Raw genomic sequence first — 22,496 nt, 5'->3', positions numbered from 1 at the left:
AGTTTTGCCTAGTGAAGCGTAGGGGGAAAGCGTGCGAGAAGTCCTGGATTGCGGGGTTCTGCTGGCGCCGGGCCACGAAGGGGCGATGCGCGATCTGGTTGCGCAGCACCCGGCCAGGCAGATGCGTGTGCGGCTGCACCTGGTATCGCTGAGTCCGGTGCGTTATGCCGCCGCTGGCGCGGCGTCCCGCGATACGTCCGCAGATGCGGCGGCTGACGCCGTGCCTGAAGCCCCGGTCCCGGAAGCGGACGTGCAGGCGCTGGCGCGGTTGGCTGTGGCGCTCAGGCGCTATGACTGCTGCATCCTGCCCGTGGCACCGTCTTCGCTGGCCTGGACGCGCATGGCCTTGCAGCAGGCCGACGCCGTGTTGACTACCCCGTTGCTGTTGCTGATCTCGGACGTGAAGGCGCCCGCCATCGAAGACCTGCTGAGCCTGGGCGCATCGGATTTCGAGACGCAGCCCGCCTGCCGGGAGAGCCTGCGGGTGCGGCTCGGTCGCCTGGCCCGCGCCGCGCAGGGGCGCGGCACGGCGCGGGTAGAGATCCGTGAGCCCGCGACGATGTACCGCGAGGCGCGGCCTCAGGCAGGCGCGGGCGGATTACCTCGTCCCGCAGCCTTGCGCGCCCGGGTGGCGTCCGATCTTGTCGATCACGCCGTGCCCGGCCCGCGTCATCAACACCCGCGGCTCGCGCACGAATCCTTCCGGATCGCGAAGGCGCGGGTGGTGGACGGCTTCGAGCGCGACTACATCCGGCTTGCGCTGTCGCGTCATGGCGGCAACGTGGCGCAGGCGGCGCGGGCCTGCTGCAAGCACCGGCGGGCCTTCTGGGCGCTGATGCGCAAGCACGGCATCGAGGCGGCGCCGTACCGGCAGGCCGCGCAGGAGCAGGGTGCCTGAAGCGCCTGCGCGGCAGGCAGGACTGCTGGCGCGTCAGCTCCACCACCCGGGCGTCGCACGCGTCGTCCCGCGCGGAAAGCGCCGTACTTGCGCGCGGGCAAGCACGGGCCGGCGGCGGGCCGGGATTTGTCAGCCAGGGGAAGTAAAATCACGGCTTCCGATCATCGAGGATAGTCGTGTCTGCTTCCGTACTGAAGAACGATGTGTTCTTGCGCTCGCTGTTGCGCGAGCCCGTGCCCTACACCCCGATCTGGCTGATGCGCCAGGCCGGCCGCTACTTGCCCGAGTACCGCCAGACGCGGGCCCGTGCGGGTTCCTTCATGGGCCTCGCGCAGAATCCGGAGTACGCCTCGGAAGTCACGCTGCAGCCGCTGGAGCGTTTCGACCTGGACGCGGCCATCCTGTTCTCGGACATCCTGACGGTGCCGCACGCCATGGGCCTGGGCCTGGATTTCGCCGAAGGCGAGGGGCCGCGCTTCGCGCGTCCGGTGCGTACCGAGGAAGACGTGGCGCGCCTGGAAGTGCCGGACATGGACAAGCTGCGCTATGTCTTCGACGCCGTGCGCACGATCCGGCGCGACCTGGACGGCAAGGTCCCGCTGATCGGCTTTGCCGGCAGCCCCTGGACCATCGCCTGCTACATGGTGGAAGGCCAGGGCAGCGATGATTACCGCCTGATCAAGACCATGCTGTATGCGCGTCCCGACCTGCTGCACCGCATACTCGAGATCAACGCCGAAGCCACGCTGCAGTACCTGAACGCGCAGATCGACGCGGGCGCGCAAGCCGTGATGCTGTTCGACAGCTGGGGCGGCGTGCTGGCCGACGGCCTGTTCCAGCAGTTTTCGCTGGCCTACACCCGCAAGGTCGTGGCCGGCCTGAAGCGCGAACACGAAGGCCGCCGCGTGCCGGCCATTGTCTTCACCAAAGGCGGCGGCCAATGGCTGGAACAGATTGCCGCCTGCGGCGCCGACGCCGTGGGCCTGGACTGGACGGTGGATCTGGCCGCCGCGCGGCGGCGCACCGGGGACTCGGTGGCGTTCCAGGGCAACCTGGATCCCATGGCTTTGTTCGGCGGCGGACCCGCCATCCGGGCCGAGGCGCGGCGCGTGCTGGATGCCTTCGGACCGGTGGGCAAGGGCGGCCACGTGTTCAATCTGGGGCACGGAATTTCGCGCTTTACTCCGCCGGAAGCCGTAGCCGAATTGGTGGATGAAGTCCACCAGCACAGCCGTTCGCTGCGGGGGTAAGTGAGTGGACGCTTCGGTCTAAAGGGCCGGAGCAGGAGGGCCCCCGGGGACACTTGTGCACAGCAAGATTGCTCTCGGGGAAAACCCTTTAGATGCTAGTTTACAATCTGGGAAGCCATCATAAGTTATTGTTTTAAATAATGAATTGATGGTTTTCAAGAAGATTTCGCAAGTTTGCGCAATCTTGTCAAATTCCAATTTTCGATGTTGCTCCAGCCTTTTCCCCAAAGTTATCCACAGGCCGGGAACGGAGCACGCCGCCATCATCCGGGATCATCCTTCTACATGCACCGTCCTAGCCTCCATGTCTGAAGCGCAGCCAAATACGACCCCCGCGGTCTGCTGGGTGCGCGTGGCGCTGGACGTGCCCTTGCCCGGCCCGTTCGACTACCGCAGCGAGGCCCCGGTGACGGTCGGCCTGCGGGTCATCGTGCCGTTCGGCCGCCGCAAGCTGATCGGCGTGGTGGTGGAAAACCCGGCGGAACCGTCCTTCGACCCCAAGCAGATCCGGCCGATCGAAGAGGTGCTGGACGACTTGCCGCCGTTCGATGAGGACTGGCTGCGCCTGGCCCGGTTTGCCGCGGACTACTATCAGCGGCCGCTGGGCGAGGTGATGCTGCCGACCTTGCCGCCGCCGCTGCGCAAGCCCACGGCCTATCAGGGCAAGCGCTCGGCCGGCGGACCGGTGGCGCGGCTGGACGGACGCAAGCGCAAGGCTGCGCGCGCGCCGGCCCAGGCCGATCAGCCGCCGGAACTCAATGACGCCCAACGCGAGGCGGTGGACACCATAGGCGCGCTGAACGGCTTCAAGCCCGTGTTGCTGCACGGCGTGACGGGTAGCGGCAAGACCGAGGTCTACCTGCGCGCGGCCGAAAAGGTGCTGGCCGCAGGACGCCAGGTACTGCTGATGGTGCCCGAAATCAATCTGACGCCGCAGCTGGAAAGCGCGCTGCGCGCGCGTCTGGAGGCGCTGGTCGGGCCGGATGGCCTGGCGGTGATGCATAGCGGCCTGTCCGACGGCGAACGCCTGCAGGCCTGGGCCCGCGCCCAGCGCGGCGAGGCGCGCATGTTGCTGGGCACGCGCATGTCGGTGTTCGCGCCGCTGGGCCAGTTGGGCCTGATCGTGGTGGACGAGGAGCACGACGCCTCCTACAAGCAGCAGGACGGCCTGCGCTATTCGGCGCGCGATCTGGCGGTGTGGCGCGCCCATGACCTGGGCATCCCGGTGGTGCTGGGATCGGCCACGCCGTCGCTGGAGACCTGGCAGCACGCCGAGCGCGGCCGCTATCTGCGCCTGACCCTGCCGGGCCGGGCGCGCGCCAGCAGTCTGCCGTCGATGCGGCTGGTGGACACGCGCCGCTTGCAACTGAAGCATGGCATGTCGCCGCAGCTGCTGGACGCCCTTGCGCAGCGGCTGGAGCGCAAGGAGCAATCGCTCATCTTCCTGAACCGGCGCGGCTATTCGCCGGTGCTGCATTGCCAGTCCTGCGCCTGGGTCAGCAATTGCCCGCGTTGCACTACGTTCACCGTGCTGCATCGCACCGATGGCCGGGGCCACCGCCTGCAATGCCATCACTGCGGCTATCAGGCCCCGGTGCCGCGCGCTTGTCCCGAATGCGGCGACCAGGACTTGGCGCCCATGGGGCGCGGCACGCAGCGCGTCGAAGAACACCTGGCGGAATTGTTTCCCGAGGCCCGCATCCTGCGCATCGACGCCGACAGCACCCGCAAGAAGGGCAGCGCCGAAGCGTTGTTCGCCTCGGTGCACGCGGGCGAGGTGGATATCCTGGTGGGCACGCAGATGGTGGCCAAGGGCCATGATTTCGCCCGCCTTGGACTGGTGGGCGTGCTGAATGCGGACTCGATGCTGTTCGCGCACGACTTCCGCGCGCCGGAGCGCCTGTTCGCGCAGCTGATGCAGGTGGCGGGCCGGGCCGGCCGCCACCAGGGCAACGGCGAGGTGCTGATACAGACTGGCTACCCCGAGCAGCCGGTCTACCAGGCGCTGCTGCGGCACGATTACGCGGGCTTCGCCCGCCATGCTCTGCACGAGCGCGAAAGCACCGGCTTGCCGCCTTTCGTCTACCAGGCGCTCCTGACCGCCGAGGCGCGCGAACTGAAGGTGGCCCAGGAGTTCCTGGAGCGGGCGCGAAGCTTGCCGGAAGGGGAGTGGGCGGCCGACTTTCCGGGCCTGGACGCCATCATGCTGTACGACCCGGTGCCGTTGCGGGTGGTGCGCGTCGCCAACATCGAGCGCGCCCAGCTGTTGGCGGAAAGCAGCAGCCGCCCGGCTTTGCAGGCCTTCCTGGCGTCCTGGTCGCACCACCTGCCGTACCTCGCCAATGAGGCGCGCGTGCGCTGGCAGCTGGAAGTCGATCCGCTGGAAATCTGATCGCTTGCGGCAAGGGCCGATGCACCGCCGATCCGATTGTTCTATGATCTTTCTCCTCTATCGCGCCGGCGCGGCAGGCCCGCTGCGGCGGCCGCGCCCGTCCCCTTTTTCTCGCGTATCACCGGCCCGCTGACGGGCGGCCGCAAGCCCCGTGCTTGCCGGCCGCATCTTCAATGCGGCCGCCGCGATGCATGATCACCTGACTCAAATGTCCGCCAGCGAACCTATAGCCCAAGGCATGAATCCCGCTCAACGCGAAGCGGTGCTGTACCTGGACGGCCCCTGCCTGGTGCTGGCCGGCGCCGGCAGCGGCAAGACCCGCGTGATCACGCAGAAGATCGCGTACCTGCTGCGCGAGTGCGGCTACATGGGCCGCAACGTGGTGGCGCTGACCTTCACCAACAAGGCCGCGCGCGAGATGGACGAGCGCGTCAAGACCTTGGTGGACCGCAAGCTGTCCAAGGGCTTGATCATCAGCACTTTCCATTCGCTGGGCGTGAAGATGCTGCGCGAGGAAGCGCGCAACGCGGGCCTGAAACCGACCTTCTCCATCCTGGACGCCGACGATGCCATGGCCATCATCCAGGAACTGCTGAACACCACCGACAAGGGCCGGCTGCGCCACGTGCAGGGCATCATCTCGCTGTGGAAGAACGGGCTGATGGAGCCGGACGACGCCGCGCGCGAGGCCATCACGCCGGCGGACGTGGAAGCGGCCAACGTCTACCGCAGCTACGCGGCCACGCTGGCCGCCTACCAGGCGGTGGACTTCGACGACCTGATCCGCATCCCGGCGCTGCTGCTGGCCAACAATGAAGAAGTGCGCACGCGCTGGCAGAACCGCGTGCGCTACCTGCTGGTGGACGAATACCAGGACACCAACGTCTGTCAGTACCGCCTGGTGCAGTTGCTGACGGGCTCGCGCGCCATGTTCACGGCGGTGGGCGACGACGACCAGGCAATCTACGCCTGGCGCGGCGCCACCATCGAAAACCTGGCCAAGCTGACCACCGACTACCCCAACATCAAGCTGATCAAGCTGGAGCAGAACTACCGTTCGGTGCAGCGCATCCTGGCGGCGGCGAACCAGGTGATCGAAAAGAATCCCAAGCTGTTCGACAAGAAACTCTGGTCCGATCTGGGCGTGGGCGAGCCCATCCTGGTGTCGGCCATGGACGGCGAGGAACAGGAGGCGGAATCCATCGCCATGAAGGTGTCGGCTTCGCGCTTCGAGCGCCAGGCGCAATGGAAGGACTTCGCCATCCTGTACCGCAGCAACCATCAGTCGCGCATCCTGGAGCAGGCGCTGCGCAACCTGAAGATTCCGTACACGATCTCGGGCGGGCAGAGTTTTTTCGACAAGACCGAAGTGCGCGACGTGCTGGCCTATCTGCGCATCCTGGCCAATGACGAAGACGATCCGGCCTTCATCCGCGCGGCCACCACGCCCAAGCGCGGCATCGGCCAGGCCACCTTGCAGACGCTGGGCCAGTACGCCGCCAGCCGCGAGCTGTCCCTGCTGGCGGCGGTCGCCGAGACCGGCCTGGAAAGCCAGTTGGCGCCGCGCCAGCTGGAACCGCTGCGCACCTTCACCGAGTTCATCCGCCGCATGCAATGGCGCGCCGGTCGCGGCGCGGCCTCGGGCAAGGACGCTGCGCCCGCCGAACCCGCGGGCGTGCTGCTGGACGATCTGCTGGAGGCCATCCAGTACGAGCGCTATCTGTACGAGCTGTTCGAGGAACGGCCCGCGCAGACGCGCTGGCAGAACGTGCTGGAGCTGACGGGCTGGCTCAAGCGCAAGGCCGAAGAGGACAACATGACGCTCTTCGACCTGGTGCAGCACGTGGCGCTGGTCACCATGCTGGAGCGCGGCGAGGAAGAAGAACCCGACGCGGTGAAGATGTCCACGCTGCACGCGTCCAAGGGCCTGGAGTATCCGCACGTATACCTGGCGGGCGTGGAAGAGGGCCTGCTGCCTCACCTGGGCAAGGACGACGAAGTCGGCGATCCGGCGCGCGCGGCCGAGAACCTGGCCTCGCGCATCCAGGAGGAGCGCAGGCTGATGTACGTGGGCATCACGCGCGCGCAGCGCAGCCTGAACCTGAGCTGGTGCAAGCGCCGCCGCCGCGCGCGCGAGGACCTGGTGCGCGAGCCTTCGCGCTTCATCGAGGAAATGGGCCTGGGCGACGTGCGCGTGCAGGAAGACGAGGCCACCGCCGCGATGAACCCCAAGGAACGCATGGCCATGCTCAAGGCGCTGCTGAAGAAATAGGGGCGGGGCAGCGGCTTGTGAAAAGCCGCGGGCTGCTCCTACACTGGACTGCGCCCGTCCCGCGGTCCGGGGCGGCAACCCCGCGGATCGAAGGAGCGCGCCATGTGTCGCTGGCTGGCTTATACCGGTAGTCCAATACAGATGGAGAGCGTGCTGTTCAAGGCCAAGCACTCTCTGATCGACCAGAGCCTGCACTCGCGTCTGGGCGCCACCACTACCAATGGCGATGGCTTCGGCCTGGGCTGGTACAGCCGCCAGCGCGAAGGCCAACCGCTGGAGCCGCCATTCCGCTACCGCAGCGTCCATCCGGCCTGGAACGACCGCAATCTGCGAGAAGCGGCGCGCGCGATCCACGCGCCGCTGTTCGTGGCGCATATCCGCGCCGCCACCGACACGCCCGCCCAGGAAACCAACTGCCATCCGTTCCGTCACGGCCAATGGCTGTTCGTCCACAACGGCGTCATCCGCGACTATCCGCTGCTCCGGCGCGACCTGATGCTGATGATCGCGCCTGCGTACTTCGGCTCGCTGGAAGGGTCGACGGATTCCGAGGTGATGTTCCTGCTGGCGCTCAGCTTCGGCCTGGACGAAGATCCGCTGACGGCGCTGGCCCGCATGGTGGGCGCGGTGGAAGAGACCGGCAGGCGGCATGGCGTGGCGCAGCCCATCAACATGACGGTCTGCGCGCTGGACGGCCAGCGCCTGATCGCGGTGCGCTATTCCAGCGAGGCGGACTCGCGCACGCTGTTCCACAACACCTGCGTGCGCCATTTGCGCCAGCTGTATCCCGACAACCCGCAGATCGCGGCGCTGGACGATGACGCCTTCCTGCTGTTGTCGGAACCCTTGACCGAAATGCCCGGCGCCTGGGAGGAAGTGCCCGAATCCACCGCCATCATCGCGGGCGGCGGCACGGTGGCGCACTATCGGTTCGCGCCGGTGCCGCCGGGGGCGTGACTACAGCCGGGCAGGCCGGAATACCTGGAAAACGGGGTCATCAAGCACGTATCTCCTATATAAGGGAGAATACGGATCGCATGACTTTGCGACGTCCTGGGCCGCGAAAGCACCCTAATTCCAATAAGGAAGTTGCATGACCGATAGCAAAACCCCGCAAGCCTCTGTCGCGCTGGCGGTGTTTAACCACACGGGGAGCACCCCGGATTGTTTTGAACTGCACGAGCACGGCGTTGTCTGCCGGCAAGGCGACGTGCGCATCTACACCGCCTTCGCGGACATCCAGGACCTGTTCCTGTTCGCCTCCGGGCCGGACGACGGCCCTGGCCCGATCAATCATTTTGCCTACCGCACCGGTTCGGCGCAGCCTTGGACTCTGGTGCCCGCCGAGGTCGGTGAATTCAACAAGCTGATGGACGCATTCCGCGCGCGCTACGTGGCGCAGCGCCTGCCCGTGCTGGAAGAGAAGATCGCGGACGGCGCGCGAGTCGCGTTCCGCTACGTCCAGAGCGGCAATTTCCCGGACCTGCAGACGCAGGAGCTGGCTTTGTCGGCCGAGGGCCTGCATATCGGCGGCGCTACATGGCCGTACGAATCGCTCAAGCGCATCGACCTGAACCAATGGACCGAGACGATCAGCCTGCAGGACGAAAACGGCGAGACCGTGTTTTCGTGCCTGGCCGCAGACGTGCTGAGTTCGGACCTGTTCGTGAACTTGGTCTACGACCAATTGGGCCGGACGGCGGAATACGCCTGAGCAGGGCCGCTTGCGCGGCGCCCGGTCAATGCCCCGTGTGCAGATCGGGGTTCAGGGTGCCCCAGGCGGCGGTGCGCACCAGGCACTCCACGGCGCCGGTCTGCGAGTTGCGGCGGAACAGCAGGCCTTGCTGGCCCGCCAGCGAAGTGGCCTTGACCACTGCGCCTTCGGGGGTCAGCACGCGCGTGCCGGCGGTGATGTAGCAGCCGGCCTCCACCACGCAGTCGTCGCCCAGCGAAATGCCTATGCCCGAGTTGGCGCCCAGCAGGCAGCGCTTGCCGATGGACACCACCTGCTTGCCGCCGCCTGACATGGTGCCCATGATGGACGCGCCGCCACCGATATCGCTGCCGTCATCGACGATGACGCCCGCGCTGATGCGGCCTTCGACCATGGACGCGCCCAGCGTGCCGGCGTTGAAATTGCAGAAACCTTCATGCAGCACCGTGGTGCCGGGCGACAGATGCGCGCCCAGCCGCACGCGCGCGGTGTCGGCGATGCGCACGCCGGCGGGCATCACGTAATCGGTCATGCGGGGGATCTTGTCCACGCCGCGGATCTCCAGGATCTGCCCCGATGCGCGCAAGTGCCAGCGCAGCGAGTCCACCTGGTCTACCGCGCAGGGCCCGGCCGAGGTCCAGGCGACGTTGGCCAGCACATTGAACAGGCCATCGAGATTGGTGTCGTGCGGACGGATCAGCCGGTGGCTGAGCAGGTGCAGGCGCAGGTAGGCGTCGTGCGCGTCGACCGGCGGTTCGTCGAGCGACGCGATCGCGGTGCGTACCGCGACGATGTCCACCTTGCGGCGGGTGTCGCGGATCAGGGCGGTGGGCACGTGTTCGCCCAGCGCGGCGCGGGCTTCCTCGGGCGACAGGTGGCGGGTGCCGGTGGCCGGCGAGTTGTCGGCCAGCGAGGGGCGCGGATACCAGGTGTCCAGGATGGCGCCGTCGGCGGCCAGCGTGGCGACGCCATAGGCGATGGCGCTGAGGGGCGTGGGGGAATCGGCCATGATGAAAGAGAAAATGCGCGGTCTGAGTGCGTAATTCTAAGACGAAAGGGACGGATGGCGGGGGCGCCGGGCCGCAGTTTTCAGAGACTGCCGAAGGCCCAGCGCAAGCTCAGCGAGCCCGTGTGTTCGCGGTTGCCGCCGCCATACTGGCCGCCGTAGGCCAGGCCGATGACGGCCGAGCGCGACACGGCGACTTCCAGGCCCAGGCCCGCCAGCGCCGCGGACTGGGCGATGGGCGCGCCGGCCACGGTCAGCACGCTGCCGCCGTCCAGGACCAGGGTCGTTTCCGGCTGCACGTCGCCGAAGGCCCGGCGCCAGCCCAGCGTCGCATGCAGCCGACCCATGGTGGGGCCGAGCGCGAAGCCGGTCTGGCCGCGCAGGCCCAGTGTGGTCGTGGTTTGCCGGATGCGTCCCGCGTCGGCCGAGAGCGCGGTGGAACCGCCCGACTCGCTGAAGCTGCGGGTGCGCACGTTGCGCACGGCCACGCCTGCGAATGGCTCAAGGGTGGCGCCTGGCGACAGCGCCAGCTCGTAGCCGAGTTCCGAGAAGACCTGTGCGGTGTAGGCGCTGAAGTCGGCGGTCAGTGTCTGGCGGGGAATCCCGGGCATCTCGAAATGCCGGCGGGTGTCGATGTCGTGCCAGGAGTAGGAAGCGGCCGCCAGCAGGTTCAGCTTGCCGGGGCCGGCGCTGAACGACTTCTTGCCGTAGGCCCCCGCGGTATAGCTGTAGACGTCCAGCCGGGCGTCGGCTGCGTCGATGTTGACTCGGCTGCGGGTGGCGCCCAGCGCGCCGCCCAGCCGCCAGCCGGCGCCCGCTTCGAACTCGCCGCCGCCGTACACGCCGGTGGTGCGCTGCTTGATGCGGGCCACATTGGCGCCGCCCTCCAGCATCTGCCAATTGTCGACGGCGACGAGCCAGCCCGGCTGGGCCGGCGCGGGACTGGCCGGCCGGTCGGCCAGCAAGTCGCGGGTCTGTCCGGCGTGCGCGTGCGCCGCGCCCGCCGCAAACACGGCATGCGCGGCGAACGCCCGCGCCAGCAACTGCCGGCGGACGGCTATCGGTGGCGGCAAGGGCTGCTTACGCCAGTTCTTTCAGCAGCAGTTCCCAGAATTTCATGCGCTGTTCCAGCGTCGAAATCAGGATGTGCTCGTTCAAGGTGTGCGCGCCGTCGCCATCGGCGCCCAGGCCGTCCAGCGTGGGGATGCCCATGGCGGACGTGAAGTTGGCGTCGCTGCCGCCGCCCGTCATGGGCGCGTCTTCCAGCAGGAAGCCGGCGCGTTCGGCGTAGCCCTGCACCAGAGCCAGCAGGTCGGCGGCGGCTTCGGTCTTCACCATGGGCGGGCGGTTCAGTTCCACGTCGATGTCCAGTTCGACGTCCGGACCCACGGCGCACAGCTCGCGCATGCGGCGCAGCACGTCTTCGGCGGCGCCCATGTCGGGCACGCGGAAGTCGACCACGCAGCGGCACAGCGCCGGCACGGTGTTGGTCACGGTGCCGCCGGCGATGGTGCCGACGCTGACGGTGATGCCGCGCTCGTAGTCGGTCATGGCTTCCAGCGCCAGCACCTGGTGGGCCATTTCGCGGATGGCGCTGCGGCCCTTCTCATGCTGCATGCCGGCGTGGGCCGGGCGGCCCTTGACGTTCAGGTTCAGCATGCCGGTGCCCTTGCGGGCCGTGACGCACTTGCCGCCATTGGGGCGAGCCGGTTCGCAGACCAGCGCGTACTTGGCGTTGGCGGCGAAGCGTTCGATGTGCGTACGCGAGGCGTGGCTGCCGGTTTCTTCGTCGGGCACCACCAGGAAGTCCACCGGCAGCTGGGTCGCGCCGGGGCGCGCCAGGCCGGACAGGGCTGACAGCGCCAGGTAGATGCCGGCCTTCATGTCATAGCCGCCCGGGCCGTAGAGACGGTCGCCTTCGATGCGTACGGGGTTTTCGAGCAACGTGCCTACCGGATGCACCGTGTCCATGTGCGCCAGGATCAGGATGCCGGGGCGCGTGTCGCCGGGGGCGCGGTTGGTCGCGTACAGCAGCGGACCCGTGGTCGGGCCCAGCGACGACAGCTCGACCGTCAGGCCGGCGGCGGCGGCGTAGTCGGCGATGATGCGCGCCATGGCGGCAATGCCTTCGGGAAAGTTGGAAGGCGATTCGCATTGCAGCCAGCTCTTGATGCCGGCGACGATCTGTTCAGTGCTCTGGGTGTTGGACATGGCGGTAACGGATATCTGCAACGAAAAAAATGGGAGCGTTCAGGCGACCTGCTGGCCGGCCAGGCGGGCCAGCTCGGCGTCGTCGGGCATCTTGCCGTCGAACCAGAGGCTGGCGCACACGGCCGACATGGCGCGGCCGTCATGGCCGATGCCGGGCACGACTTGCAGCGTCCAGCCGAACGGCACGCCGCGGCGCTCGGCTTCCTTGCGGCCGAACTCGAAGTAGTTCTGCGCGCGCGCAAAGCGGTGCGGGCCTTGGCGCATGGCGGCGGGCTCGGACGGCAGGTTGGGGTCGTCGGTGGCGATGTCCTGGTCGCCGGCCAGGATGGTCATGGGATAGGCCAGCAGCTTGACCAGGTGCTCTTCGGTCAGGCCGACTCCGTCCATGCCTTCGGGGAAGGGATGGTCGAAGGTCGGCAGCGTGTACCAGCCCGGGTTGCCGGCGGCCACGGCCTTGAAGGGCGCGTGCGACTGGCTGCTCATCAGGCGGTGGACGAACTGGCCGCCCGCGGAGTGGCCGAACAGGTAGATGTTCTGGCCGTCGGTGATTTCACCGGCGATCAGGTCCTTGATCACGTTGCCCACCAGCGCGTAGGTCCAGCCGTCGATGTGGCGCGGATTGCCGCCGGCCGAGAACACGCGGCCGTTGTTGTAGCTTTCCACGCCGGGCCAGATCTCGTTGGAGAAGGTCAGCGCCACGATCAGCAGCTTGTGCTTGTCGGCCGCTTCGACCCAGAAATCGCGGTACTCGTCGCCGTTGCGCAGCACGCCGTGCTGCACGATGACCACCGGGCGGTCCGGCGTGTAGCCGTAGGGGCGGTAGGTCTGCAGCTTGAAGGGACGGTCGGAATTGCGGTCCTCGTCCACATACAGGATGGCGTTGCGGCCGGCATGACCGAGCTCGATGGCGATGCGGTCGACGTTGGACATCTCGGAGGGTTTCATCAGGCGTTCGCCTCATTCAGGTGGCAGGCCGACCAGTGGCCCGCGGAGATTTCTTTCAGGACCGGCGCCTGCTCGCGGCAGCGCGGCATGGCGTGGGGGCAGCGGGGATTGAAGGTACAGCCCGGCGGCGGATTCAGCGGCGACGGGATCTCGCCTTTGATCGGCGTGAACTTGCGGCCGCGGCGGCCCACGTCCGGCACTTCGGCCATCAGGGCCTGGGTGTAGGGGTGATTGGCGCGCGCGAAGATCTCGGCCGACGTGGAGATTTCCACGATCTTGCCCAGGTACATGATCGCCACGCGGTCCGAGATGTGCTTGACCACGCCCAGGTCGTGGCTGATGAACAGGTAGGTGAAGCCGTGCTGTTCGCGCAGATCCATGAACAGGTTGATCACCTGCGCCTGGATCGACACGTCCAGCGCGGCCACGGGCTCGTCGCAGACCAGGAATTTCGGCGCCACCATCAGCGCGCGGGCGATGCCGATGCGCTGGCGCTGGCCGCCCGAGATCTGGTGCGGGAAGCGGTCGCGGTATTCAGGGTCCAGGCCGACTTCCTTGAGCGCCTGGTCGATGCGCGCGGGAATCTGCGCGGCGGGCGCCAGCTTGTGGACCTTGAGCGATTCGCCCAGGATCTGGCGCAGGCGCTGGCGCGGGTTCAGCGAGGCTTGCGGATCCTGGAAAATCATCTGCACGCCCAGCGTATAGGCCAGCTTGTCGGCGCCGCGCAGGCGGCGGGCTTCCTGGCCCTGGTACAGCAGCTGGCCTTCGGTCTGGCCGTGCAGGCCGGCGACGACGCGGCCCAGCGTCGACTTGCCGCAGCCGGACTCGCCGACCAGGCCGACGACTTCGCCGCGCTTGATGGACAGGTCCACGCCGTTGACCGCATACACGGTGCGGCGGTCGATGGGACGGCCGGTCAGGGCCAGGATGCGCTGGGCCAGGTCGGGCCGCTGCTCGAAGCGCTTGTGGACGTTCTTGAGCTCGATGACGGGAGTATCGGCTTGGCTCATACCGGCTGGGCCTCGCGGGTAATCGGCACGTAGCAGCGGTAGTTGCGCGCGCCTTCGGTGGTGACGGTGGGGGCTTGCTCGGTGCAGCGCGTGACCGCGCTGGTACAGCGCGGGCGGAACGGACAGCCCGAGGGGCGGCCGGCCAGGCTGGGCGCCATGCCGTTGATCTGGTGCAGGCGCGCGCCGGGTTGGGTGGCGCCGGGCATGGAATCCAGCAAGCCCTTGGTGTAGGGGTGGCGGGGCGCGTCCAGCACTTGCTCGACGGGACCGCTTTCGACGATGCGGCCGGCGTACATCACGGCCACGCGGTCGGCCAGTTCGGCCACCACGCCCAGGTCGTGGGTGATCCAGATGAGCGCCGTGTTGTGCTCGCGGCAGATCTCCTGCATGCGATAGAGGATCTGGCCCTGGATGGTGACGTCCAGCGCCGTGGTCGGCTCGTCGCAGATGATCAGGTCGGGCTTGTTCAGCATGGCGATCGCGATCGCCACGCGCTGGCGCATGCCGCCCGAGAATTCGTGCGGGTAGCTCTTCAGGCGCTTTTCGGGCGAAGGAATGCCGACCATGGCCAGCGCCTCGCGGCAGCGCTCTTCGGCTTCGGCGCGCGGCACGTCTTCGTGGGTCAGGATGGCTTCCATCATCTGCTCGCCGATGCGCAGCACCGGATTGAGCGTCATCAGGGGATCCTGGAAGATCATGGCGATGCGGTTGCCGCGCAGCTGGCGCATCTGCTCTTCGCTCAGCTTGCGCAGGTCCGTGCCCTTGAACTTCACTTCGCCGTCCACCACTTCTCCGGGCGGATCGATCAGGCCCAGCAGCGAGAAGCCGGTGACGGATTTGCCGGAGCCCGATTCGCCGACCAAGCCGACGATCTCGCCGCGGCGTACGGTCAGGTCGACGCCGTCGACCGCCAGCCAGGCGCCGGCTTCGGTATGGAATGCGGTGCGCAGGCCGCGCACGTCTAAGAGTATTTCGCTCATGCTCGTCGCGGGTCCAGGCTTTCGCGCAGGCGGTCGCCCACGATATTAATAGAGAGGATCAGCACCAACAGTGCGATGCCCGGGAACAGGCTGATCCAGTAGTCGCCCGACAGCAGGTACTGGAAGCCGTTGGAAATCAGCAGGCCCAGCGAGGGTTCGGTAATGGGCACGCCCACACCCAGGAACGACAGCGTGGCTTCCAGGGCGATTGCGGTCGCGATCTGGATGGTGGCGAACACCATGACGGGGCCCAGGCAGTTGGGCAGCAGATGGAACAGCATGATGCGCCAGGCCGGGTAGCCCAGGTTGGCGGCGGCTTCGACGTATTCCTTGCGGCGTTCCTGCAGGGCGCGGCTGCGCATGATGCGCGCATAGTGTCCCCACTGCACCAGCACCAAAGCCAGGATCACCTTGTCGACCCCGCGCCCCAGCACCACCAGCAGCACCAGCGCTACCAGGATGGTCGGAAAGCCCAGGATGAAGTCGACGATGCGCATCAGCACCGTGTCGACCACACCGCCGACATAGGCGGCCACCAGGCCGATGGCGCCGCCCACGGCGGTGGCCAGCACCACGGCGGACAAGCCCACCATCAGGCTGATGCGCAGGCCATACAGGATGGCGCTGAGCATGTCGCGGCCCTGGTCGTCGGTGCCCAGCCAGGCGATGCTGCCGTCCATCAGCGCCTGGCGCGGCGCCAGGCGGCCGTCCATCAGCGAAAGGTTGGCGAGGTCGTAAGGGTTCTGCGGCGCGAAGTAGGGCGCGAAGACCACCAGCACGATCAGGATGGCCAGTGCGATCACGGAGCCGCGCAGCGTCGGGCGCGCGTGCAGTTTCTTCAGGATGGAGGCGCGCTGCGGCGTCTCAGCCAGGGGCTGGACGGTGCGGGTGCGGCCGGAATTGGGAGTTTGAGCCATGGCGGATTATTGAGCGGGAGTCACGAGCTGCACGCGCGGGTCGAGCGTGGCGTACAGGATGTCCACAACCAGGTTGATGATCACGAAGATCAGGGTGACCAGCATCACGTAGGCCACCACCACCGGGCGGTCCAGCTGGTAGACGCTGTCGATCAGCAGCTTGCCCATGCCGGGCCAGGCGAACACGGTTTCGGTGATGGTGGAGTAGGCAATGAGGGTGCCAAATTCCATGCCGATCACGGTGACCACGGGGATCAGGATGTTGCGCAGAATGTGGCGGCGCACGATGCGGCCGGGCTTGACGCCCTTGGCGCGCGCGAACTTCACGTAGTCCTGGCTGCGGGCTTCGACCACGCCGGAGGCGGTCAGGCGCAGCACCAGGGCGATGTTGGCCAGCGCCAGGTTGATGGCCGGCATGATCAGGTGCGACCAGCCGTCAGCCGTGAGGATCGACAGGGGCACGCCCAACACCGTGACCGTATCGCCGCGGCCGGTTGCGGGCAGCCAGCCCAGCCATACCGCGAACAGCAGGATCAGCATCATGCCCTGCCAGAAGTTCGGCAGCGAAAAGCCCAGCACCGAGGACGCCATGATGCCGCGGCCCAGCGGCTGGTCGCGGTACAGGCCCGCGATCAGCCCCAGCGGAATGCCGAACACACAGGTCAGCATGATGGCCACGACCACCAGTTCGAACGTCGCGGGGATGCGCTGCACGATCAGTTCGATGGCTGGGATGCCGTGCACGAAGGAGGTGCCCAGGTCGCCGTGCAGCGCGCGCCACAGGAATCCTGTGTATTGCTGCCATACCGGCAGGTCCAGGCCCAGGCGGGCGATCATCGCCTCGCGCGCGGCCTGGCTGGCTTCGGGGCTGACCAGCAGTTCGATCGGATCGCCCACGGCATAGACCGCGAAGAAGACCACGACCGATACGGCCAGCAGCACGAACAGACTCTGTATCAGTCTGCGTAGGATGAACAAGGCCACGAGATGATTTCCTTGGTGGGCTCAGGGGTTGCGGGCGCCGCGTAGGGGCTTACTTGGCGGGCTTGGCCGACATGGCCAGGGTGTACTGGTCGGCGCGGCCTTCGTAGGTCAGTCCCTTGCGGAACGCCCAGATGCTGCTTTCGAAATGCAGGGGAATGCTGGGCAGGTCGGCCAACGCCAGCGTCAGCGATTCCTGCAGCAGTTTTTCGCGCGTGGCCGGGTCCACGGTGACCAGCGCGCGCTTGAACACGCGGTCGAACTCAGGGTTGTCATAGCCGCCGTAGTTGCTGGTGCCCAGGCCGTGTTCCTTGTCGAACGCGCTGACCCAGTATTGCAGGAACGACGAGGCCTCGCCGGTTTCCGACGACCAGCCGCCCATGGCGAAGCTGAACTCGCGCTTGGCGCGCTTGGGGAAGTAGACCGAGCGCGTCATGGTGTCGACCGTGGTCTTGATGCCCACGCGCGACAGGTATTGCGCCACCGCCTGCGAGATCTGCGCGTCGTTGATGTAGCGGTCGTTGGTGGACGAGACCACCAGCTCGAAGCCGTCCGGGTAGCCGGCCTCGGCCAGCAGCTTCTTGGCGGCGGCCGGATCGTACTTGAGTTCGGGCGGGTTGGGCAGGGTGCCGAACATGCCGTCCGGCAGGAACTGGTTGGCCGGGGTGGCCGCGCCGTCCATGATGCGGGCGGCGATGGTCTTGCGGTCGATGGCCAGCGACATGGCGCGGCGCACGCGTGCGTCCTGCAGCGGGTTCTTGCCGTCCGCCGCCTTGACGCCGGGGCTGGGGCTGCGCGCCACGTCGGGCTGGAAGTACACCACGCGCACCGAGGGCGTGATGACGTGGCCGAAGCCCGGCGTTTCCGAGATGCGCTTCACGTCGCGCGCGGCGGGATTCTCGATCAGGTCGAAGTCGCCGGCCAGGAGGCCGGTCAGGCGCGGGCCGGCGGCCGGCACCGGCACCAGCTTCACGTCCTTCCAGGCCGGCTTGGCGCCCCAGTAGGCGTCATTGCGCGTCAGTTCGATGGCGGTGCCCTTGACGTAGCTCTTCAGGGTGTAAGCGCCAGTGCCGATCACCGAGCGGCCGGTATTGAAGTCGGCCACGGTGGGCCAGGCGCCGGTGACGCCGCACTTGTTCTTCAGGTCGAAGCTGATCGGGCCGTGCTCGGCGATGCCGTTCCACAGCATGCCCATGCGGGTCAGGTCGTTGGGCAGCAGCGGATAGGGCTGGCGCGTCTTGATCACCAGGGTGTTGCCGTCGCGCACCTGCACGTCGGCGAACTTCTGCACGATGGCCGGGTACGAGCTGCTGATGGACTGCTCGTTGTTGACCACGCGGCAGAACGTGAACAGCACGTCCTGCGCCGTGAAAGGCTGGCCGTTGGAGAACTTGACGCCGTCGCGCAGCGTGAATTCCCAGGTCGTGTCGTCCACCGGCTTCCAGGCCGTGGCCAGGCGCGGGATCAGGTTCATCTTCGCGTCCTGCCCCACCAGCGTCTCGAACATGTGCGAGGTCATCGCGTCGTTCGGCGTGGCCTGGTGGTAGTGGGGATCCATCGACGTCGGCTCGGACGACAGGCCGATCCTCAGGGTGCCGGCGGCATCCTGCGCGATGGCCGCGGTGGTACAGGCGGCCATGGCGAAGGCCGTGAGCATGCTGCGGGTGAGCGTCTGGGCAGACATGGATTTTGTCCCTTTGTTGTATTGGTCTTGTGGTGCTGGGTGGCGTCCTTGGCGGGCCGCCGCGAGTCTTCAGGCGATGGGCTGCGCCAGCCGGACGACGGTCACGCCGGGCCGCAGATTGGCCGTGGACGGCATGATCAGCACGCAATCGTCATAGGGCGTGACGACGGGCTCGCCTTCCGACCAGCCGATCAGGGTGCCGGCCGCGGCCAGCGTTTCCAGGCCCTTCCAGGGTTGGGCGAAGCGGAAATCGGCGCTCTTGGCGGCGACCGCATGCGTCACGCGCAGTGCGCGCTGTGCTGACGCCGCAGGGGCGAACCAGTCCGCCGGCAGATCGCCGCGGTCCACGGCGCCCGCTTCCAGCAGGAAGCGGGCCATCTGGTCGACGGCCACGCCGCGCGCCTCGGGGGCGCCATGGAAGCCGCATTCGATCAGCAGGGAACGGGTGCCGTTGTCGCCGGCTTCGCCAAAGCGGCCGTAATCGCGCATGCGCACGCCCGCGGCGTGGCCGGCATCGGCGATGATGGTGGCGGGATTGCCCAGTGCCAGCGCCAGGTCGATATTGCGCTGCTCCATGCCGGTCAGCTGCAGCGGCACGTCGGAATTGCTCATCGAATGGAAGTCCAGCAGCCAGTCGGCCTGCTCGACCCAGGGCCGCAGCTCGGCGGCGCGGCGTCGCTCCTGGCTGATGGGCACGGCGAGCTTATCGTCGCTCCAGACGCGGTTCATGTCTTCGTCGACGAAGCGCGCGGGCGCGTAATTGGCTGGGTCGAAGCGGTCGAACGCGGCCAGATTGCAGAAGGCCAGCGTCAGCGCGCCCCGGCGCGGCCGCAGGCCCGCCGCCAGCGCGTCCTTCAAAGCCCAGGCGCCGCAAAGTTCATTGCCGTGGATCAGCGCGCTCAGCATGACATGCTTGCCCGGCACGCCCGAATCGAAATGCCAGACCCCCGGGGTGTCCGTATTGCCGGCCCGCTCCGCCGACAAGTTCGGACAGGCAAGTAGAAATGGGCGCGGAATGGACGCGGGGGCGGACGTAGGCATGGGAACTCCGATGAAGCGACGGGATTGTATAGGCGATGGCGCTGGGGGGGCGGCTAGCGGCCGGAATGAGCGGGCGCCGCGGCGCGAAGGGCGCTGAAATGGGCTGCTAGCACGGGTTTTCCCTTATATATGGGGCGCATCAGACGCACGCCGCCTTCGAGTATTGGGCGAATTCTAGGAGCTTGGCTGCTTTCTCTACAATTAGAATATTTATCTTGAGCTTTGCAGAAAAGGCAAAGCTTGTTCCCCATTCCCATTCATTGAGAACCGCGAGGGGCTGGCATGCACGGCATTGCCCTGAAGTACTTTCTGGAAGTTGCCCAGGCGGGCAGCTTGAGCGGCGCGTCCGAGCGCCTGCATGTGGCGGTGTCGGCCATCAGCCGGCAGATCGCCAAGCTGGAGGAGGAGGCGGGGGCGCCGCTGTTCGAGCGCGCCGCGCGCGGCATGGTGCTGAGCGAAGCGGGCCAGCTGCTGCTGGCGCATGCCCGCCGCACCATGCTGGAAGCCGATTCCGTGCTGCAGGAGATCGCGGCCATCAAGGGCACCGCGCGCAACGAGATCCGGGTGGCGTCCGTCGAAGGCGTGGCGCGGATCTTCCTGCCCTCGGTGATGGCGCGCTTCCGGCGCGATTGGCCCAACATCCGCTTCGACCTCTATGTGGGGTCGCCGGCCGAAGTCAGCCGCCGCGTGGCCGAAGGCAGCGTGGAACTGGGCATGGTCTTCATCGCCGAGCGCATCGGCGGGGTCAGCCCGCGCTATTCGCGCCGCGCGCCGGTGCATGCGGTGATGGCGGCCGACCATCCGCTGGCGGGCCGCGCCAGCGTCAGCCTGCAGGATCTCAGCCAGTATCCGCTGGCCTTGACCGGGCCGGGCACCACCACGCGGCAGCTCTTCGAAATGGGCTGCGCGCTGGAATCGGTGCAGCTGGAGCCGGCGCTGACCTGCAATGATTCCTCGCCGCTGCATGGCTTTGTCTTCGGGTCGGACGCCATCATGCTCAGCGGCTACATCTCGGTGGCCTGGAGCCTGCGGCGCGACGAACTGGTCGCCGTGCCGATTTCCAATGCCGAGCTGCAATCGCGCACCCTGCAGATCCAGGTCATGCCCGGGCGGGTGCTGCCGCCCGCGGCGGAAGCCTTCGTTGAACTGCTGGCGCGGGAACTGGACGATGCGCTGCAGGGCAGGCCGGCGGCATAGCCTGGCAAGAACGAAAAGACCCTCAGGCCGCGGACGCCATGCGTGCTTGCTGCCTCCCAAGAGGCTCTTGCCTTGGATCGGTCGGGCAAAAAAAACGGCTGCCCTAAGGCAGCCGTTTGTTCATTCAGGCGAACCTGATTATTGCTTTTCGGGCGTGACCGAGGTGGCCAGCGTGTACTGGTCGCGGCGGCCTTCGTAGGTGATGCCCTTGCGGAAGGCCCAGATGCTGCTTTCGAAGTGCAGCGGGATCAGCGGCACGTTGTCCAGCGCGATCTGGGTGGATTCCTGCAGCAGCTTCTCGCGCTTGGGCGCGTCGACGGTCACGATGGCCTGCTTGTAGACCTTGTCGAAGTCGGCGTTGCTGAAGCCGCCGTAGTTGCTGGTACCCAGGCTGTTGGGGGAATCCAGGGAAGCCACCCACAGCTGGAACAGCGCCGAGGCTTCACCCGTTTCCGCCGGCCAGCCACCCATCGAGAAGCTGAACTCGCGCTTGGCGCGCTTAGGGAAGTAGATGGAGGCCGTCATGGCGTCCACATTGGTCTTGATGCCGACGCGGGCCAGGTACTGGGCCACGGCTTGCGCCACCTGGCCGTCGTTGACGTAGCGGTCGTTGGTGGACGACAGCGTCAGTTCAAAGCCGTTCGGGTAGCCGGCTTCGGCCAGCAGCTTCTTGGCGCCTTCCGGGTCGTACTTGATTTCCGGGGCCTTGGGCAGGGCGCCGAACATGCCGTCGGGCATGTACTGGAAGGCCGGGGTCGCCATGCCGTCCATGATGCGGGCGGTGATGGTCTTGCGGTCGATGGCCATGGAAATGGCCTTGCGCACGCGCAGGTCCTGCAGCGGGTTCTTGCCGTCGGCGCTCTTGACGAAGGGGCTGGGGTTGCGGCCCACGTCCGGCTGGAAGAACACCAGGCGGGTCGACGGGGTGGCGACGAAACCGAACTTGGGGTTGTCCTTCAGGCGCGGCAGGTCGCGGGCGGCCGGGTTTTCGATCATGTCGAAGTCGCCGGACAGCAGGCCGGTCAGGCGCGGGCCGGCGGACGGCACCGGCACGAACTTCACTTCCTTCCAGTAGGGCTTGGGACCCCAGTAGTTCTCATTGCGGACCAGCTCGATGCCGGTGCCCTTGACGTAGGACTTCAGGGTGTACGGGCCGGTGCCGATGGCATCCTTGCCGTTGTTGAAGTCGGCCACCGTGGGCCAGGCGCCGGTCACGCCGCAACCCTTCTTGGGGTCGAACGTGAGCTTGCCGTGCTCGACGATGCCGTTCCAGACGATGGGCAGCGAACGCGCCAGTTCGGCGGGCATCAGGGGGAAGGGCTCGCCGGTCTTGATGATGACGGTGTGCGCGTCCGGCGTCTGCACGTCGGTGATGCGCTTGGTCATGTCCATGTAGGACTGCGACACGTTGGTTTCGTTGTTCAGCGTGCGGCAGATGGTGAACAGCACGTCTTCGGACGTGAACGGCTTGCCGTTGGAGAACTTGACGTCGTCGCGCAGCTTGAATTCCCAGGTCTGGTCGTCCAGCGTCTTCCAGGAGGTGGCCAGGGCGGGCACCAGCTTCATGTCGGCGCTACGGCCCACCAGCGAACTGTAGACGTGCGCGGAGAACGCGTCGTTCTGCGTCATCTTGTGATAGTGGGGATCCGCCGAGGTGGGTTCGGCCGACAGGCCGATCTTCAGCGTCTGGGCTTGGGCGGCGGCCAAGGGGATGGCGGCGGCCGCAAGGGCCAGGGTAGTGCGCAACTTCATGGTGACAACTCCGGATGGGAAACGAACCGGATCGCGCCTGCGTGTAAACCGGCCTGCGCCAGCCGCGCGGGCGGCGTCGCCTGGAAGGGGCTCAGGGGGTTTTGGCGCCGGGCACGACGGCAAGGGGCCGATTATCGGTAGGGGCTTCGCGCACTGTCAATGCGCAATGGCAAGCGCGGCGCTAGGGAAAACGCGGAGAGGGAGGGGGAAAGAGCGCGCCGCGCTGCCTCGTCTCGAGGCCTGCGC

The 22,496-nt window shown here is 67.2% G+C and carries 18 protein-coding genes; 7 read left to right on the top strand and 11 right to left on the bottom strand.

The features are described 5' to 3' along the window. The first annotated feature begins 85 nt into the window (after nt 1-85). The 6 genes from AC6LKD_RS20620 (at nt 86) to AC6LKD_RS20595 (ending at nt 8,526) form a co-directional block, all read left to right on the top strand. Complete coding sequence (locus AC6LKD_RS20620) at nt 86-898, top strand: helix-turn-helix domain-containing protein (protein ID WP_013391135.1); 813 nt, start codon at nt 86-88, stop codon at nt 896-898. 176 nt (nt 899-1,074) lie between these two features. After that, nucleotides 1,075-2,148 (top strand): uroporphyrinogen decarboxylase, encoded by a 1,074-nt coding sequence (gene hemE, locus AC6LKD_RS20615; RefSeq protein WP_013391136.1) that lies wholly within the window; start codon nt 1,075-1,077, stop codon nt 2,146-2,148. Between the two features lie 304 nt (nt 2,149-2,452). Continuing rightward, nucleotides 2,453-4,540 (top strand): primosomal protein N', encoded by a 2,088-nt coding sequence (locus tag AC6LKD_RS20610; RefSeq protein ID WP_498117310.1) that lies wholly within the window; start codon nt 2,453-2,455, stop codon nt 4,538-4,540. Nucleotides 4,541-4,748: 208 nt separating this feature from the next. Further along, nucleotides 4,749-6,812 carry a UvrD-helicase domain-containing protein gene (locus AC6LKD_RS20605; protein ID WP_041654782.1) on the top strand — a complete coding sequence of 688 codons (2,064 nt, stop codon included), beginning with the start codon at nt 4,749-4,751 and terminating at the stop codon, nt 6,810-6,812. A 102-nt stretch (nt 6,813-6,914) separates the two neighbouring features. After that, nucleotides 6,915-7,769: a class II glutamine amidotransferase gene (locus tag AC6LKD_RS20600; protein WP_013391139.1), complete on the top strand. Its 855-nt coding sequence runs from the start codon at nt 6,915-6,917 to the stop codon at nt 7,767-7,769. A gap of 136 nt (nt 7,770-7,905) precedes the next feature. Continuing rightward, nucleotides 7,906-8,526, top strand: a complete 621-nt coding sequence (locus AC6LKD_RS20595; RefSeq protein WP_013391140.1) for a hypothetical protein — start codon at nt 7,906-7,908, stop codon at nt 8,524-8,526. Between the two features lie 25 nt (nt 8,527-8,551). On the opposite strand, the gene dapD is transcribed toward AC6LKD_RS20595, so the two are convergent. The 10 genes from dapD to AC6LKD_RS20545 form a co-directional block, all read right to left on the bottom strand. Then, nucleotides 8,552-9,535 carry a 2,3,4,5-tetrahydropyridine-2,6-dicarboxylate N-succinyltransferase gene (gene dapD, locus AC6LKD_RS20590; RefSeq protein ID WP_492275870.1) on the bottom strand — a complete coding sequence of 328 codons (984 nt, stop codon included), beginning with the start codon at nt 9,533-9,535 and terminating at the stop codon, nt 8,552-8,554. 80 nt (nt 9,536-9,615) lie between these two features. Then, nucleotides 9,616-10,605: an autotransporter outer membrane beta-barrel domain-containing protein gene (locus tag AC6LKD_RS20585; RefSeq protein WP_492275871.1), complete on the bottom strand. Its 990-nt coding sequence runs from the start codon at nt 10,603-10,605 to the stop codon at nt 9,616-9,618. Nucleotides 10,606-10,612: 7 nt separating this feature from the next. Next, nucleotides 10,613-11,743 carry a M20 family metallopeptidase gene (locus AC6LKD_RS20580; RefSeq protein ID WP_498117308.1) on the bottom strand — a complete coding sequence of 377 codons (1,131 nt, stop codon included), beginning with the start codon at nt 11,741-11,743 and terminating at the stop codon, nt 10,613-10,615. 39 nt (nt 11,744-11,782) lie between these two features. Then, nucleotides 11,783-12,688 (bottom strand): prolyl oligopeptidase family serine peptidase, encoded by a 906-nt coding sequence (locus AC6LKD_RS20575; protein ID WP_013391144.1) that lies wholly within the window; start codon nt 12,686-12,688, stop codon nt 11,783-11,785. Next, entirely contained in the window at nt 12,688-13,698 is a 1,011-nt protein-coding gene (locus AC6LKD_RS20570; protein WP_013391145.1) for an ABC transporter ATP-binding protein, read from the bottom strand. Before AC6LKD_RS20570 ends, AC6LKD_RS20575 begins: the two co-directional genes overlap by 1 nt. Then, nucleotides 13,695-14,678 (bottom strand): ABC transporter ATP-binding protein, encoded by a 984-nt coding sequence (locus AC6LKD_RS20565; protein ID WP_207468780.1) that lies wholly within the window; start codon nt 14,676-14,678, stop codon nt 13,695-13,697. Before AC6LKD_RS20565 ends, AC6LKD_RS20570 begins: the two co-directional genes overlap by 4 nt. Beyond that, on the bottom strand, nt 14,675-15,595 hold the full coding sequence (locus AC6LKD_RS20560) for an ABC transporter permease (RefSeq protein ID WP_207468781.1): 921 nt from the start codon (nt 15,593-15,595) through the stop codon (nt 14,675-14,677). The genes AC6LKD_RS20565 and AC6LKD_RS20560 overlap by 4 nt, the downstream gene beginning before the upstream one ends. A gap of 6 nt (nt 15,596-15,601) precedes the next feature. Next, nucleotides 15,602-16,579, bottom strand: a complete 978-nt coding sequence (locus AC6LKD_RS20555) for an ABC transporter permease (RefSeq protein WP_013391148.1) — start codon at nt 16,577-16,579, stop codon at nt 15,602-15,604. 49 nt (nt 16,580-16,628) lie between these two features. Continuing rightward, the gene (locus AC6LKD_RS20550; RefSeq protein ID WP_498117307.1) at nt 16,629-18,260 is read right to left on the bottom strand and encodes an ABC transporter substrate-binding protein; all 1,632 of its coding nucleotides are present in this window, start codon (nt 18,258-18,260) and stop codon (nt 16,629-16,631) included. 69 nt (nt 18,261-18,329) lie between these two features. Next, a complete protein-coding gene (locus tag AC6LKD_RS20545) occupies nt 18,330-19,301 on the bottom strand; it encodes a M14 family metallopeptidase (RefSeq protein ID WP_013391150.1) in 972 nt (323 codons plus the stop codon). Nucleotides 19,302-19,583: 282 nt separating this feature from the next. Here AC6LKD_RS20545 and AC6LKD_RS20540 point away from each other — a divergent pair, with 282 nt between their 5' ends. Continuing rightward, nucleotides 19,584-20,498: a LysR family transcriptional regulator gene (locus tag AC6LKD_RS20540; RefSeq protein ID WP_013391151.1), complete on the top strand. Its 915-nt coding sequence runs from the start codon at nt 19,584-19,586 to the stop codon at nt 20,496-20,498. A gap of 138 nt (nt 20,499-20,636) precedes the next feature. On the opposite strand, the gene AC6LKD_RS20535 is transcribed toward AC6LKD_RS20540, so the two are convergent. Continuing rightward, on the bottom strand, nt 20,637-22,250 hold the full coding sequence (locus AC6LKD_RS20535) for an ABC transporter substrate-binding protein (RefSeq protein ID WP_013391152.1): 1,614 nt from the start codon (nt 22,248-22,250) through the stop codon (nt 20,637-20,639). Between the last annotated feature and the right edge of the window lie 246 nt (nt 22,251-22,496).

The organism is Achromobacter sp. D7-1 (assembly GCF_059760445.1).
Note: the sequence above shows the minus strand (reverse complement) of the source record. Positions and strands in the feature narration are given on the sequence as shown.